This is a genomic window from Rhodococcus sp. AC861, from assembly GCF_979256035.1.
Map to the genome: position 1 here is coordinate 816,111 of NZ_CEEDMW010000001.1, position 13,965 is coordinate 830,075.

A 13,965-nucleotide genomic window follows, 5' to 3' on the forward strand; every position below is an offset into this window, starting at 1 on the left:
TCTTCAGATGGATCTCGATCTCAAAGGCAAGCGCGCCATCGTCAGTGGTGCCAGTCGCGGCATCGGCCTCGCGATCGCCCGCACGCTGCTCGTCGAAGGCGCGTCGGTCGGTGTGTGCGCTCGCGGTGAGGAGCACCTGAACGAGGTGGCCGCCGAACTGTCCGAACTCGGAACGGTTTTCCACAAGTCGGTCGACGTCGGCGACGCCGACGCCGTGAAGTCGTTCGTCGACGCCGCCGCCGAGGCTCTCGGTGGCATCGACATCGTCGTGGTCAACGCCTCCGCCGCTACCGGCAAGGGCCCGCAGGCGTGGCTGAACAGCTTCAACGTCGACCTCATGAGCCTGGTCAACTTCATCGAATCGGCCGCCCCCCATCTCGAGGCCAGTACCTCGGCATCCGTGGTCACCATCAGCACCACGTCTGCGCTCGAAGCCGGTCCGATCACCACCGCCAACAGCTACGGCGCACTCAAAGCTGCTGTACTGCAACACTCGTCGGCGCAGGCTCGTGCACTCGGGCCCAAGGGTATTCGAGTGAACGCCGTGTCGCCCGGCCCCATCTTCTTCGAGGGTGGCGCCTGGGAGACCATCCAGACGAGTCGTCCCGCACTGTACGAGGCCGCGCTGGAGTCGGCGTCGCTGGGCAAACTCGGTGCCGCACAGGACGTCGCGAACGCAGTGACGTTCCTGTCCTCGCCCGCCGCGGGACACGTCACCGGCATCAACATGGTGGTCGACGGCGGCTTCACCAACCGCTTCGATTTCTGAGTCCCGACATGACATCCGAAGTGGCCGGCTCAGCCGACCTGGTGATCCTCGGCGGCGGATCGGGCGGCTACGCCTGCGCGTTGCGGGCTGCGCAACTGGGCATGTCGGTGATCCTGATCGAGGCCGACAAACTCGGTGGTACCTGCCTGCACAACGGATGCATTCCGACCAAGGCGCTCCTGCACGCGGCCGAAATCGCCGATTCCGTCCGCGAGGCTCCGACTTTCGGCATCAAGGCGACCCTCGACGGTATCGACATGAGCGCGGTGAACAGCTACAAGGACGACGTGATCGCCGGCCTGTACCGCGGGTTGCAAGGCCTCGTCGCCTCCCGCGAGATCGAGCTCGTCGCCGGGCGTGGCCGCGTCGTCGGTGACCGCACCGTCGAGGTCGAACTCGCCGACGGTGGTGTCGCCACCTATCGCGGCGAAGCGCTCGTCCTCGCGACCGGCTCGCAGTCGAAATCATTGCCGAGCCTCGACATCGGTGGTTCGGTCGTGACCAGCGACCGAGCCCTGGAACTCGACACCGTCCCGGACAGCGTCATCGTCCTCGGCGGCGGAGTGATCGGGTGCGAGTTCGCGAGCGTCTGGTCATCGCTGGGCGCACAGGTGACCATCGTCGAGGCGGCGCCCACGCTGCTGCCGACCGAGGACCCGTGGACGTCGAAACAGATCGAACGGGCGTTCCGCAAACGCGGGATGGTGCTGAAGACAAAGACGTCGTTCAGCGCCGTCTCCGAACGAGCAGGCGGAGGAGTGCACGTCGAACTCGCAGACGGATCCACCATCGACGCCGACCTCATGCTGGTGGCCGTCGGCCGTGGACCGCGGACCGTGGACATGGGCTTCGCCGAAGCGGGCGTCGACCTCGATCGCGGGTTCGTGGTCACCGACGAGTGGTTGCAGACATCCGTGCCGGGCGTGTTCGCCGTCGGCGACATCGTGGCGGGCCCACAGCTTGCCCACCGCGGCTTCGCTCAGGGCATCCTCGTGGCCGAGCAACTCGCCGGGCTGGACTGCACACCCGTGGTGGACAAAGGAATTCCGCGAGTCACGTACTCCAACCCCGAGGTCGCGTCCGTCGGGTTGACGGAGAGCGAAGCGGCAGCGGAGTACGGCGACGTCGAGACCGTGATCTACGACCTCGGCGGCAACGGCAAGAGCCGCATCCTCCGCACGGCCGGGGGTGTCAAGCTTGTCCAGGCCGGCCCGGACGGACCGGTGGTGGGCATCCACCTCGTCGGCGCTCGCGTCGGAGAGCTCATCGGGGAAGCGCAGCTCATCTACAACTGGGAAGCGACCGCAGGTGACGTCGCCCAGCATGTGCACGCGCACCCCACTCAGGCGGAGGCGTTGGGCGAAGCGCACCTGGCCCTGGCCGGCAAAGCGCTGCACGCGCACGGCTGATCACCGAACGAGACTGATCGCTGAGAAGAGGATTGGATGGCGGGACCTGCAGGCCGGCTCGACGCGGTCGTGGTGTGCGGCGGGCAGTGGCACGATTTCGATTACGCTCGGCTGCAACTGCTTTCGGCTCTGGGTGAGCACGAACAGGTCCGCACCAGAGTGTTCGAGGACTACGACTGCCTCGACGCCCTCGACTCGGCCGATCTGCTGGTCACCTACACCTGCAATCGGGTGCCGACCGGCGAGCAGCAGAAAGCGTTGGCAGCGTTCGTCTCTCGCGGTGGCCGGTGGCTGGCATTGCACGGCACCAACTCGGCGATCGACCGGACTCCGCCCGGATCGCCGAGCAAGTACGTGACTCCGCGGACTTTGGGTGAGCTGGCCGGTGTGCTGGGAAGCCAGTTCCTCGGGCACCCGCCGATCGCCCCGTACACGGTCGAGGTCACCGAACCCGAGCACCCGTTCGTCGTCGGCATCGACCCGTTCGAGGTCACCGACGAGCTCTACGTCAGCGAACTCCATCCGCCGGTTCACGTGCTGGCCCACACTCGCTTCGTCGGTGAGTCCACAGGATTCGCCGAGGGACACACCACCGAGGACGAGCCGCGGCCGGTGTTGTACTTGAAGGACCACGGCGACGGAACGGTCTGCTACTTCACGTTGGGGCACTGCCGGGGCCGGTTCGACGTTCAGGATCTCGGCATCGACGATCTGGGTCGAGTCGACCGGGGGAGCTGGACCGTTCCTGAGTTCCGTACCGTCTTCGAGCGGTGCCTGTCGTGGGCCGTCACCGGAGAGATGACGGCCCACCACTGAGCTCGTTCAGATGATGAACTCGGTCAGATGATGTCGACGGTGTCGAGAACCTTCTCGGCGTAGGCCGAGTCGCCTTCGACCGTCACGTGCTTGCGCCATTGGCTGCGGGTGGTACCCCACAGGACGAAATCGGTAGCGGCCGAGGTGATCACCGTGTCGGCGGCCGACAGTCCGGGATCGACGGTGAGCAACTCCAAGCCCGGCCGCAGGGTCCACTCGCCACCGCCGGCGCCGGTGAGTCGCACCCCCAGCGGGCGGTCCAGTACCCCGCTCACCGGAGTGCACATCTGCGGTAACCCGGTCCACATCCACTCGACGGCGGTACGCACCAGATCGTCTTCCGGGTCGGGTACCTCCCGGGTGACCGGTCCCTCCGATCCGAGCAGGTCGACGTACATGTGACACCACATGTCGAAAGCGAACGCGTCCGAAAGCTGATGCGTGCGATAGGTTCCGAGGTCGGTCAGCGTCATCGGTGCCGACGCCAGCTCGGTCTGCTGCATCGCTTCCAGAACCCCCATCGCACCGTCGATGTTGGCGAGGAACTCGTCGGCGACCTGCGAGCTGGACCAATCCCGGCGCGCGTCGACCAATTGGTTCTGCAGCTCCTCGGCGGTGCTGGGTGCAGGTGCCGACGGATCGGCGGGCGGCGGATCGACCATGACCGCGAAGTTCGAACCTGTATGCGCAACCAGATCTTTCACCGACCAGCCCGCGCAACGGCTGGGAGCCGACCATTCGTCCGCAGTGAGGCTGCGGACCACGGACCCGTATCGGTCGGCCAGTTCACGACTGGCCGACAATCCTGCTCGAGTCATAAGGCTTCCTTCGTGACAGAGGGGTGGTGCATCAGTAGTTCGCAGTTCCACCGTCGACGCTGAGAATCGCGCCGGTAATACCGGCGCCGGCGTCGGACGCGAGGAGCATCGCCATCGCGGCGACTTCTTCGATCGTGTTGGGTCGCTTGAGCGCCGACTCCTCGGCGAACAACGCCACCATCTCGTCGAAGGACATCCCCATGGCCTTGGCCGTGGCGGGGCCGTTGTCCTTGATGATGTCGGTGATCACGAGTCCGGGGCAGATGGAGTTGACGGTGATGCCCTCGGTACCGACCTCGCGGGCGATGGACTTGGTCATGCCGTTGATGGCGTGCTTCGCGGCCACATAGGCGGTGAACACGGGCTTGCCGTGCTTGCCTTCCACCGACGAGATGTTGATGATGCGGCCGGACTTGTTGGGCAGCATGTGCTGGAGGGCCCGGCGGGTGGCCCAGAAGTTCGAGTTCAGATTCCAGTTCATCACCAGAGTCCATTCCTCGTCGCTGAGGTTGGCCGTGGGTTGGAGATCCTTGGCTCCGCCGGCGTTGTTCACCAGCACGTCGATGCGCCCGAACGTGGCGACCGTCTGCTCGATGAAGTCCTCCACATCGGACTGCACGGTGACGTCTCCGGGGAAGAAGGCAGCGCGATCACCGGCCCCGAACTGTGCAAGAGCTTTCTCGCCTTTGTCCTTCGAGCGCCCGTTGAGGGACACCTTCGCCCCTTCGGCCAACGCCGCTTCGGCGATGCCGCGTCCGATTCCCTGGGTTCCGCCCGTGACGGCAACAACCTTGTCTTGCAATTTCATTGATCTTCTCCCATACCGATTCGCTCAGGACCAGAGACAAGTAACTTGTCATCGTCTACAGTCTTGCATGTAGAGTGGCTCAAGTCACAGTAAATCTGCAGACGGAATCAAAAAACTACCCACGAGGTGCAGTCGCCGATGTCAGAGACGAGAAGTGCAATGTCCGAGCAGCGTTGGTTGGTCGACACCGATCCGAGTCCTCGTCTGCCCGTGTACACGCGGCTCAACGCGAGCGACGTGCTGTCGGACCCGATCACGCCCCTCGGCGCGGATCTGGGGTGGATTCAGAACATTCTTCCCGGATGGAACTTCGGCTACGCCAGCCTGGGCAGCTACTCGCTCGCCGAGAAGCCCGACGTCGCGGCCTCGTCCGGAATCTTCTACGGACACCTCTACATCAACCTGTCGATGTCTCGTCTCGTCGGCATCCGTGGCGGTCTGCCGGTGGAACTCGTCGATCAGCTCTTCTATGGCGGAGACCCGAACATCCCGGCTTACGTCGGCCATCCAGACGACGAGAATGCCGAGGCCGGCCGCCGGCTGGAGGCCCGCAACGCGTGGGCGCTGTCCACCGAGACGTTCCCGGAACTCGAAGAAGACCGGACTCTCGCCGACCGCTTGCGCGCCGAACGTCCCGACCTGTCCGTACTGACGCCGGCCGCGCTCGTCGCGCGAGCCCGGTCGGTGATGCCGCTCGAGCGCGTCGCGTGGCGCGGTGAGGTGATCGCCACCAACTGCGCCGCGGTGGGTCCCGCCGTTCTGGGCCAGCTGCTGGGCGCGGAGAACCAAGATCTCATCGTCACCCTGGTCGGTGCGGCCGGTGACGTGGACTCGGCGCTGCCGTCGTATGCGTTGTGGGAGCTCGGCCGCTTGGTCCGGGCCGACGAGAAGCTGATGGCGGCATTCGATTCCGGAGTTGCCGGCGTCGGTGAGCGGATCGCCGGAATCGACCCGAAGTTCGATGCCACCCTCGACCGGTTCCTCCTCGACTACGGATACCGCGGGCCCAACGAATGGGACCTCGGGTCCGTCTCGTGGGAGACCCGGCCCGAGCTCGTCCTCGGCCTCATCGACCGGCTGCGGCTCCAAGACGACTCGGCCGCGCCCGACGCACGGCTGTCCGATCATGCGTCGGCCGGAGCCGACGCTCTGGCCGCGGCGAAGAAGATCGTCGGCGACGACGAGGCGGGGCAGGCGACGCTCGCAGCGGCGTTGGCGTCCGCCCGCAGGTTCGCCGCATGGCGTGAGCGCGCCAAGACCAACTGCATCAAGGTGCTGCACGAGGCGCGTGTTCCGCTGGTGGAGCTCGGTCGCCGGCTGTACGCCGATGGTCACCTCGATTCGGCCGACCACGTGTTCATGGCGGTCGACGACGAACTCGACGCGCTGGCGAGTGCCCCCGAGTCGATGAGAATCACTCTGGCGCAACGACACCGCGACTGGCGCGAGCTGTTCGGCCTGGAACTGCCCACCTTCCTCGACACCCGCGAACCGATCCCGGCCCTGTCGACGCTGGGCCGCACGGGTCGGTCGGCCGTCGCCGCCGTGAAGGTCGGCGACGTCCTCCAGGGCTCCGGCGCCTCACCCGGAATCACGCAGGGCCGCACTCGCGTGATCACGTCGATGGCCGAATTGGACTCGTTCGAGGTCGGCGACATTCTTGTTGCACCGCAAACCGATCCGTCGTGGACACCGTTGTTCATGGTTTCCGGTGGCGCCATCACCGACGTCGGTGCGATGGGGTCGCACGCGATGATCGTGAGCCGCGAACTCGGCATCGCTTGCGCGGCCGGTGTTCAGGCCGCGACCCGCCGCATACCGAACGGCACGCTCGTCGAGATCGACGGATCCAAGGGCACGGTCACCATCCTGGAACTGCCGTGAGCACCGGGGTCATCACCACCACACGGGCCGTCTATCTCGCGAAGCGCCCGGGTGGTGATCCCGGACCGGAGCACTTCGAGGTTCGGGACCTTCCGATTCCCGAACGCACAGTCGATCAGGTCCTCGTGCGCAATCTGTTCATGAGTGTCGACCCGTCGATGCGGGGACGGCTGGCAACGTCGGAGATGCACTACACCACCAACTTTCAGGTGGACGCACCGCTCGACGGGTCCGCACTCGGTGTGGTGGTCGAGGGCACCGAGGACGTGCCCACGGGTTCCTACGTGCGTCATCGCCTGGGCTGGCGCGAGCACGCGGTGGTCGACACCGCTGCGGCCACCGTGATCGAGCCGCGGGGGATCGACCTGCACCACTGGCTCGGGGTGCTCGGTCAGACGGGCTTCACTGCGTACGTCGGACTGGTGCGCGCGGGCGAATTACGCACCGGCGACACCGTGTTCGTCTCCGCGGCGGCCGGGGCGGTCGGTAGTGCGGCGGGCCAGCTCGCCAGGTTGCTCGGCGCCTCGCGGGTGGTCGGTAGCGCCGGCGGGCCGGACAAGGCGGCGCTGCTCACGGACCGGTTCGGTTTCGACGCGGCTATCGATTACCGCGCGCGGCCTATCGGTGCCGCGCTGCGGGACGAGGCACCCGACGGCATCGACCTCTACTTCGACAACGTCGGTGGCGACCATCTGGTCGCGGCACTGGCGTCACTGAACCAGCGTGGCCGGGTGGCGCTGTGCGGCATGATCTCCAACGGAGGTCCGGACAGCCCGCCCATGGATCACCTGATGAACGCCATACTCAAGCGAATCACACTGCAGGGCTTCATCGTCCGCGACCACGAGGATCTGCGGCCCGAGTTCGAGGACCGCGTCGCCGGCTGGCTGGCATCCGGGGAGTTGATCGCCGAGTCCACCATCCACGACGGACTCGACAACGCGGTCGACGCGTTCCTGTCCATGCTCGGCGGCGGGAACGTCGGCAAGATGCTGGTCCGGCTGTCCTGAAAACTGCGGTCAGCGCAAATGTGCTGTGTCGTTGACTGATTCGATGACGAAGCGCCCCGACCGCAGCACCGCGATGCGGCTCATCGACGTGTATCCGGGGTTGAAGAAGAACGGTGACGGCGCCTGCAGGATGTCGGACAACAGCGTGTTGATGGCGCCGCCGTGCGACGCCACCACCGTCAGTTGACCCGGTGCCCGCCGCGTGGCGTCGAGAATCGCCGCGCGCATCCGCTGCGCCACTTCGGCTTTGTCGTACTTCGGAACGAAATCCTCGAACCGGCCCTCGGCGAAGGCTCGTCCCTGTGGTGTGTCGGCGATGGCTTCGGGGGTGGCGTAACTGGTTCGATCGCTGTCCCATTCCCGGAACCGCTCGTCGACGGCGACGTCGAGTCCCTGTGGTTCCGCCGCCAGTAGGGCGGTCTGGTGGGCTCGCTTGTAGTGACTCGACAACACCTGCGTCACCGGTTCGCTGCGCAGCCACGCGCCGAGGCGCCGCGCTTGATCCGTGCCGGTGTCCCCGAGCCCTGGATCGGCGGCGCCCTCCTCGCCCGGCAGACCGTGCCGCACCAGAATCACCCGGCTAGCTGCGGCGAGCGTGTCACCCGTCATGCGACTACGACGGTGCCGCGCAGGTGTGCGGTGTCGTTGATCGAATCGACGACGATCACACCGGAGTCCAACTTCCGCACGCGCGCGACCGAGGTGTAGGCGGGGTTGTGCCAGAACGTCTTCGGCATCTCGAGGATGTCGGCGACCACTGCGTTGATGATGCCGCCGTGCGCTACCGCCACGACGCGTCCGGAGGGGTACCGGTCGAAGACCTGATCCAGAGCCGACCGTGCGCGGGCGCGAAACTTCGGCAGATCGAGGGCGGGAACGTACTCCTCGAACCGGCCGTCGGCCACCGCGCGCAGCCGAGCATCGTCGGGTGCCATGTCCTCGACGGCCATGTAGTCCTCGGGGCTGATGTCGTCGTCCCACTCGCGCAGGTCCTCGATCACCAGATCGAGTTCCCGATCCATCCCTGCCGCAAGCTCTTCCGCCGTCTGCCGGGCCCGAACGAGGGGACTGGCGACGATCGCATCGATCTGCTCGTGTCGCAGCCACGTCGCGAGTTTGCGGGCATCCGCGATGCCTTCGGGGGCCAACCCCGGATTGCGCACTCGGGAGACCGGTTGGCCGTGCCGGACCAGTAGAACCTCGATCATGACTACCTTTCGGCGAAGTGAAGTGCGGAGTATGGGAGCTAGCCGGCGATGGTGCGTTCGGTACTCCAATACGGAGCGCGCATGGCCTTCTTGTCGAGCTTGCCCATGGCGTTGCGGCTCAGTTCTTCGACCACGACGTAGTTCTTCGGGCATTTGTAGGAGGCCATCGAGTCCTTCGCGAAGCGGGCGAGTTCGTCCACGTCCAGCGAGGTGTCGGGCCGCGCCACCACCAGTGCCAGCAGGGCTTCGCCGAGGTCGTCGTCCGGCACGCCGATCACCGCGACTTCCGCGACGGCCGGGTACGTCGACAGAACGCGCTCGCTCTCTGCGGGATACAGGTTCACGCCTCCGGAGACCACCATGTCGGCCACTCGATCGGTGATGAACACGTACCCGTCGTCGTCCACGTACCCGACGTCGCCCAGGGTTGCGACTCCCGGCAAAATGTAAGCCGCAGCGGTCTTTTCGGGATCGGCGTGGAAGACGACGCTGCGCTCGGGCGGGGTTCGGAAGCCGAGCACACCCACCTCACCGCGGCCGAGTTCGCCGCCGTCGGATCCGACGACCACGGCTTCGAACGGGGGGACCGCTCGGCCGACCGACCGGGGGTGCTCGAGCCACTCCGTCGAGTCGATCTTGCACACCGACCCGATTTCGCTGCCGCCGTAAGACTCGACGAGCACCGGACCGAACCAGTCGATCATCGAACGCTTCACGTCCTGGGGACACGCCGAACCGGTGTGCGCGACGTACTCCAGAGACGAGACGTCGTGGCGGGAGCGGACGCCATCGTCGAGTCCCAGCAGGCGCTGGAAGTGCGTGGGAACCATCAGTGTCGACGTGACCCGGTGACCCGAGATCAGCTCCAACGTGCGTTCGGCGTCGAAGCGGCCCATCACCACCACGGGCTGACCGGAGAGCAGATGGCGTATCGCGGTGAGCGGGCCGTTGTGTTGCAGCGGTCCGACGACGAGGTGGACGCCGGCGGGATAGCCCGACCGCGCGGACACCGCGTCGACGAAGTCCGCGGCGGTCTCGGCGGGAGCGGGCAACCAGCGCACCTGCGTGCCGCGAGCACGTCCGGTGGTGCCGGAGGTGTAGACGAGGGGCGGACGAGCCGGACGCTCGGTCGCCGGCACCGACGCGGGCAGGTCTCGGTCGGTCGCGACGAACTCGGACCAGTCGACGCCGCCGAACGCGTCGGCGTTGTGGACGATCACCGCGCGGAGACCGACCTTGCGACCCGCTTCGAAGGACGAGATCAGACCCGAGGGGCCCGTCACCACGGCCACGGAACCGGAATCGAGCAGCTGGTCGGCCATTTCGTCGGGCTTGAGCTGCCGGGAGACGGCCACCGTGCCGACGCCCCGCCGGATGCCGGCAACGTGCGTCAGGAGGGTCTCGGCGGTGTTCTCGCCGATCACGGCGATGCGTTCGTCGGAGTTCGGTGCGATGTGGATGAGTCGTTCGCCCAGGGCGTCGAGGGTGGTGGCGACATCGGTCCAGGTCATCGCTCTGCGGTCGTCCACCAGAGCCAGGCCGTGCGGGTCGGCCGTCGCTCGCTCCCTTATTCGGTCGAGCATGGCTCACTCCTTCAACGGTTCGGTCCTCGAATGTGCAACAGTAACTTTATAGTGATTCTACTTACATTCAGCTACTGTAGTAGCCATACTGTAGAAGACGTAAACAAAGTCCCCAGCGCGATGGATCGCTGCATCGTTCGGACCAGAGAAGAGGTGTACGTGGTGACTTCGACCGCGACCGACCCAACCCGTGAGGCCGTCGAGCCCATCGGATCCAACGATCCGACACCGAGCCGGGAGATCCTGCTGGATCTGCATCGGCGCATGGTTCGGATCAGGCAGTTCGAGACCGAGGCCGGCCGGCTGATGGAAGGCGGCAAGCTTCCAGGGTTCCTGCACCTGTACGTCGGCCAGGAAGCCGTCGCAGCCGGGGCGATGAGCAACCTGCGGGACACCGATCAGATCTCCTCGACACACCGCGGACACGGTCACGCCGTCGCCAAGGGTGCCCAGTTCCGCCAGATGTTCGCCGAACTCTTCGGCCGCGTCGACGGATACTGCAAGGGCCGCGGTGGCTCGATGCACATCAACGACCTCTCCATCGGCATGCTCGGCGCGAACGGCATCGTCGGCGGCGGTATCCCGATCGCCGTCGGCGCCGCATTCGCCGCCAAGTACCGCGGCGAGGACTCCGTCGCCATCCCGTTCTTCGGGGACGGGGCCAGCAACATCGGCGCGTTCCACGAGGCCGCGAACATGGCCGGCATTCTCGAACTTCCGGTCGTATTCGTCTGCGAGAACAACGGATACGCGGAATTCACCGCTCTGCGGGATCACATGAAGCTCGAGAACGTCGCCGATCGCGCACCGGCCTACGGATTTCCCAGTGAGATCTGCGACGGCATGGATGCGATCGCGGTGCGCGCAGCCGTCGGGCGTGCGGTCGAACGGGCCCGCAACGGCGGTGGTCCCACTCTGGTCGAGGCCAAGACCTACCGCTACTACGACCACCAGGGCGTGAAGGGTCTGCGCAAGACCTACCGCACCCAGGAAGAGGTCGAGGCGTGGAAAGAGCGCGACGCCATCAAACTCCTCGAAGCACGGGCCGTGTCCGAAGGCCTGGTGACCGAATCCGAGTTCGCCACCGTCTGGGCAGAAGTGGACGCGGACATCGCAGAATCCGTGAGCTTCGCCGAGGCCAGTCCCTTCCCGGACGTGGCCGACTTCGCCCTCAACGTCTACAGCGACTGAAGAACCGAAAAGGCTGAAACGATGTCTACTGCAACAGAAACGTCACCGAACTCGACCACACCGGCCGAGGCCGCGACGGCTCGCGTCACCACGTACGTCAAGGCGTACAACGAAGGCGTCGCGCAAACCATGCGGGAGGACGAGAACGTCTTCGTCATCGGCGAGGACGTGGCCGGATACGGCGGCGTCTTCCACATGTACGACGGACTTCTCGACGAGTTCGGGCCGCGGCGCATGGTCGACACCCCGATCGCCGAGATGGGTCTCATCGGTCTCGGCGTCGGCGCCGCAGCGCGAGGGCTGCGTCCCGTCGTCGACATCATGTTCATGGACTTCCTGGCCGTCGCCCTCGACCAAGTGGTGAACCAGGCCGCCAAGATGAAGTTCATGTACGGCGGCGAGGTCAAGGTCCCGATGGTCATCGCGGTCGCCTACGGCGCCGGAGTGAGCGCGGGTGCGCAACATTCGCAGTCGCTCGAAGCCTGGCTGGCCCACACCCCGGGGCTCAAGGTGCTGATGCCGTCCAACGCGTACGACGCCAAGGGCTTGATGGTCTCGGCCGTTCGCGACGACAATCCCGTCGTGTTCATGCTCAACAAGGTCCTCCTCGGAGCGCGAGCCGAGGTGCCCGAGGAGATCTACTCGATCCCCATCGGTCAGGCCGCGATTCCGCGCGAAGGTGACGACGTCACCATCGTCGCCTTCGGCCGCATGGTCACCGAAGCGCTGAAGGCTGCCGACATCCTCGCCGAATCCGGAGTGTCGGTGGAGGTGGTCGACCCGAGGTCGGTGCAGCCTCTCGACACGGCCACCATCGTGAAATCGGCGTCCAAGACCAACCGCATTCTGGTTGTGCACGAGGCAGTCACGTTCGGTGGCATCGGCGCCGAAGTGGCCGCGCAGATCCAGGAAGAAGCGTTCGACTACCTCGACGCACCGGTCCTGCGCATCGGCGCTCCCTTCACCCCCGTGCCGTTCAGCACCCCGCTCGAAAAGGCCTACGTGCCCGACGCAGACCGCATCGTCGCCGGAGCGCGCCGCCTGCTCGAAAGGAACTGACGCAATGGCTCAGCAGATCGTGCTGCCGAAGCTGGGTCTGACGATGCAGGAAGGCGTCATCGGCGAATGGCTGGCCGAGCCGGGCCAGCGCATCGGTCTCGGCGACGTGCTCCTGCGTCTCGAGACCGACAAGGTCGAGGTCGACGTGGAAGCCGAAGCCGAAGGCATCCTCGCCACCACCGCGAAGGCCGGCGACGTACTGCCGGTCGGCGCGGTGATCGGGTGGCTCCTCGGTGAGGGGGAGCAGGCACCGAACGGTGTCGACGCTCCTGTGTCGGTGGACGCGGTCCTTGACGATGTGGCTTCTGCGGCCGCCCCGACGGCCGCCCCGACGGCTGCGCCGGTATCCGGCGACGGGACGCGACTCAAGTCGTCGCCGAACGCCCGCCGCGTCGCTGCGGCGTCGAACGTCGATCTGGCTGCGATACGCGGCACCGGCCCCGGTGGGCGCATCGTGTCCGAAGATGTCGAGGAGTTCCTCGCTGCGACTCCGGCACCCGCGATGGCGGCCGAAGTCGAGAAGCCCAGTGAATCGGCCGGCCAGTTCGTCGGGCCGTTGGTCCGTCGCCGGGCCACCGAACTCGGCGTGGACCTGACCCGGCTCGTCGGTACCGGAATCGGCGGCCGCGTCACGAAGGCCGATGTCGAGAATGCCGCTACGCCACAGGCCGGTTCGACTGCGCCGACGCCGACGCCCGCCCGGGTCACCGGCCCACAGCCCGGTGACGTCATCCCGCTCTCGGGAATGCGCGGCGCTATAGCCCGCAACATGGTCGACAGCCTGCACACGATGGCCCAGCTGACGCACGGCTACGAAGTGGATGTGACCGCTCTCGTCGCCGTCCGCGCGCAACTCAAGGGCGAGGGCTCCGCGTCGAAGCCGCCCAGCCTCAACGATTTCGTGGTCAAGGCCGCAGCCCTTGCGCTGCAGCAGCATCCGTTGCTGAACGCCGGAATCGCCGATGACAAGGTGACACTGTTCGAGGAGATCAACATCGGGGTCGCGGTCGCTGTCGACGGTGGACTCGTCGTTCCCGTGGTCCGCGATGCCGACGCTCTGTCGCTCACCGCGATCGCCACCCGCACCAACGCGGTGGCGACGGCGGCTCGGACTGGAAAACTGGCACTGAACGACATGGAGGGCGCGACGTTCTCGGTCAGCACGCTCGGTGCGTACGGCGTCGACTTCTTCACTCCGGTGGTCAATCCGGGCAACGTCGCCATTCTCGGCGTCGGCCGGGTCAAGGACGGATTCCGCTGGGAGGGTGACACTCCGGTGAAGACACAGGTCATGACGCTTTCACTGACGTTCGATCACCGAGCGGTGGACGGGGCTCCCGCAGCGGAGTACCTGCGCACCCTCGGCGAGATCCTCGCCCGACCACTGTCACTTCTGGCCGGGTAGCGCGC

At 66.3% G+C, this 13,965-nt stretch carries 13 protein-coding genes; 8 read left to right on the plus strand and 5 right to left on the minus strand.

The window, feature by feature from the left end; genetic code table 11:
• The first annotated feature begins 7 nt into the window (after nt 1-7).
• Genes AC0IX4_RS03935 through AC0IX4_RS03945 form a run of 3 tightly spaced genes read left to right on the plus strand, consistent with a single transcriptional unit; the run spans nt 8 to nt 2,994 of the window.
• The gene (locus AC0IX4_RS03935) at nt 8-769 is read left to right on the plus strand and encodes an SDR family NAD(P)-dependent oxidoreductase (protein ID WP_056071261.1); all 762 of its coding nucleotides are present in this window, start codon (nt 8-10) and stop codon (nt 767-769) included.
• Nucleotides 770-777: 8 nt separating this feature from the next.
• Nucleotides 778-2,178, plus strand: a complete 1,401-nt coding sequence (gene lpdA, locus AC0IX4_RS03940; protein ID WP_056071259.1) for a dihydrolipoyl dehydrogenase — start codon at nt 778-780, stop codon at nt 2,176-2,178.
• 36 nt (nt 2,179-2,214) lie between these two features.
• On the plus strand, nt 2,215-2,994 hold the full coding sequence (locus AC0IX4_RS03945) for a ThuA domain-containing protein (protein WP_056071256.1): 780 nt from the start codon (nt 2,215-2,217) through the stop codon (nt 2,992-2,994).
• Between the two features lie 23 nt (nt 2,995-3,017).
• On the opposite strand, the gene AC0IX4_RS03950 is transcribed toward AC0IX4_RS03945, so the two are convergent.
• Nucleotides 3,018-3,812, minus strand: coding sequence for a maleylpyruvate isomerase family mycothiol-dependent enzyme (locus tag AC0IX4_RS03950; RefSeq protein ID WP_056071253.1), 795 nt, complete (start codon nt 3,810-3,812; stop codon nt 3,018-3,020).
• 31 nt (nt 3,813-3,843) lie between these two features.
• The gene (locus AC0IX4_RS03955; protein WP_471828121.1) at nt 3,844-4,620 is read right to left on the minus strand and encodes an SDR family NAD(P)-dependent oxidoreductase; all 777 of its coding nucleotides are present in this window, start codon (nt 4,618-4,620) and stop codon (nt 3,844-3,846) included.
• A gap of 159 nt (nt 4,621-4,779) precedes the next feature.
• Here AC0IX4_RS03955 and AC0IX4_RS03960 point away from each other — a divergent pair, with 159 nt between their 5' ends.
• A complete protein-coding gene (locus AC0IX4_RS03960) occupies nt 4,780-6,504 on the plus strand; it encodes a PEP-utilizing enzyme (RefSeq protein WP_056071246.1) in 1,725 nt (574 codons plus the stop codon).
• Nucleotides 6,501-7,514: an NADP-dependent oxidoreductase gene (locus AC0IX4_RS03965; protein ID WP_235579509.1), complete on the plus strand. Its 1,014-nt coding sequence runs from the start codon at nt 6,501-6,503 to the stop codon at nt 7,512-7,514. The genes AC0IX4_RS03960 and AC0IX4_RS03965 overlap by 4 nt, the downstream gene beginning before the upstream one ends.
• A gap of 9 nt (nt 7,515-7,523) precedes the next feature.
• Here AC0IX4_RS03965 and AC0IX4_RS03970 read toward each other — a convergent pair whose 3' ends face one another.
• The 3 genes from AC0IX4_RS03970 to AC0IX4_RS03980 are packed head-to-tail and all read right to left on the minus strand — an operon-like array spanning nt 7,524 to nt 10,305.
• Nucleotides 7,524-8,123 (minus strand): histidine phosphatase family protein, encoded by a 600-nt coding sequence (locus AC0IX4_RS03970; RefSeq protein ID WP_056071243.1) that lies wholly within the window; start codon nt 8,121-8,123, stop codon nt 7,524-7,526.
• Nucleotides 8,120-8,722, minus strand: a complete 603-nt coding sequence (locus AC0IX4_RS03975) for a histidine phosphatase family protein (protein ID WP_056071240.1) — start codon at nt 8,720-8,722, stop codon at nt 8,120-8,122. Before AC0IX4_RS03975 ends, AC0IX4_RS03970 begins: the two co-directional genes overlap by 4 nt.
• Nucleotides 8,723-8,760: 38 nt before the next feature.
• Entirely contained in the window at nt 8,761-10,305 is a 1,545-nt protein-coding gene (locus AC0IX4_RS03980; RefSeq protein ID WP_056071236.1) for an AMP-binding protein, read from the minus strand.
• Between the two features lie 162 nt (nt 10,306-10,467).
• Between AC0IX4_RS03980 and AC0IX4_RS03985 the strand changes: the two genes are divergently transcribed.
• The 3 genes from AC0IX4_RS03985 to AC0IX4_RS03995 are packed head-to-tail and all read left to right on the plus strand — an operon-like array spanning nt 10,468 to nt 13,960.
• Nucleotides 10,468-11,496, plus strand: a complete 1,029-nt coding sequence (locus AC0IX4_RS03985) for a thiamine pyrophosphate-dependent dehydrogenase E1 component subunit alpha (RefSeq protein ID WP_235579508.1) — start codon at nt 10,468-10,470, stop codon at nt 11,494-11,496.
• Nucleotides 11,497-11,517: 21 nt separating this feature from the next.
• Nucleotides 11,518-12,555, plus strand: coding sequence for an alpha-ketoacid dehydrogenase subunit beta (locus tag AC0IX4_RS03990; RefSeq protein WP_056071233.1), 1,038 nt, complete (start codon nt 11,518-11,520; stop codon nt 12,553-12,555).
• A gap of 4 nt (nt 12,556-12,559) precedes the next feature.
• Nucleotides 12,560-13,960, plus strand: coding sequence for a dihydrolipoamide acetyltransferase family protein (locus AC0IX4_RS03995; RefSeq protein WP_471828122.1), 1,401 nt, complete (start codon nt 12,560-12,562; stop codon nt 13,958-13,960).
• The last annotated feature ends 5 nt before the right edge of the window (nt 13,961-13,965 follow it).

Coding starts and splice junctions, on each gene's coding strand:
- AC0IX4_RS03955 (WP_471828121.1), bottom strand. CDS start 4,620: ATGAAATTGCAAGACAAGGTTGTTGCCGTCACGGGCGGAACCCAGGGA.
- AC0IX4_RS03950 (WP_056071253.1), bottom strand. CDS start 3,812: ATGACTCGAGCAGGATTGTCGGCCAGTCGTGAACTGGCCGACCGATAC.
- AC0IX4_RS03935 (WP_056071261.1), top strand. CDS start 8: ATGGATCTCGATCTCAAAGGCAAGCGCGCCATCGTCAGTGGTGCCAGT.
- lpdA (WP_056071259.1), top strand. CDS start 778: ATGACATCCGAAGTGGCCGGCTCAGCCGACCTGGTGATCCTCGGCGGC.
- AC0IX4_RS03945 (WP_056071256.1), top strand. CDS start 2,215: ATGGCGGGACCTGCAGGCCGGCTCGACGCGGTCGTGGTGTGCGGCGGG.
- AC0IX4_RS03975 (WP_056071240.1), bottom strand. CDS start 8,722: ATGATCGAGGTTCTACTGGTCCGGCACGGCCAACCGGTCTCCCGAGTG.
- AC0IX4_RS03970 (WP_056071243.1), bottom strand. CDS start 8,123: ATGACGGGTGACACGCTCGCCGCAGCTAGCCGGGTGATTCTGGTGCGG.
- AC0IX4_RS03960 (WP_056071246.1), top strand. CDS start 4,780: ATGTCCGAGCAGCGTTGGTTGGTCGACACCGATCCGAGTCCTCGTCTG.
- AC0IX4_RS03995 (WP_471828122.1), top strand. CDS start 12,560: ATGGCTCAGCAGATCGTGCTGCCGAAGCTGGGTCTGACGATGCAGGAA.
- AC0IX4_RS03990 (WP_056071233.1), top strand. CDS start 11,518: ATGTCTACTGCAACAGAAACGTCACCGAACTCGACCACACCGGCCGAG.
- AC0IX4_RS03980 (WP_056071236.1), bottom strand. CDS start 10,305: ATGCTCGACCGAATAAGGGAGCGAGCGACGGCCGACCCGCACGGCCTG.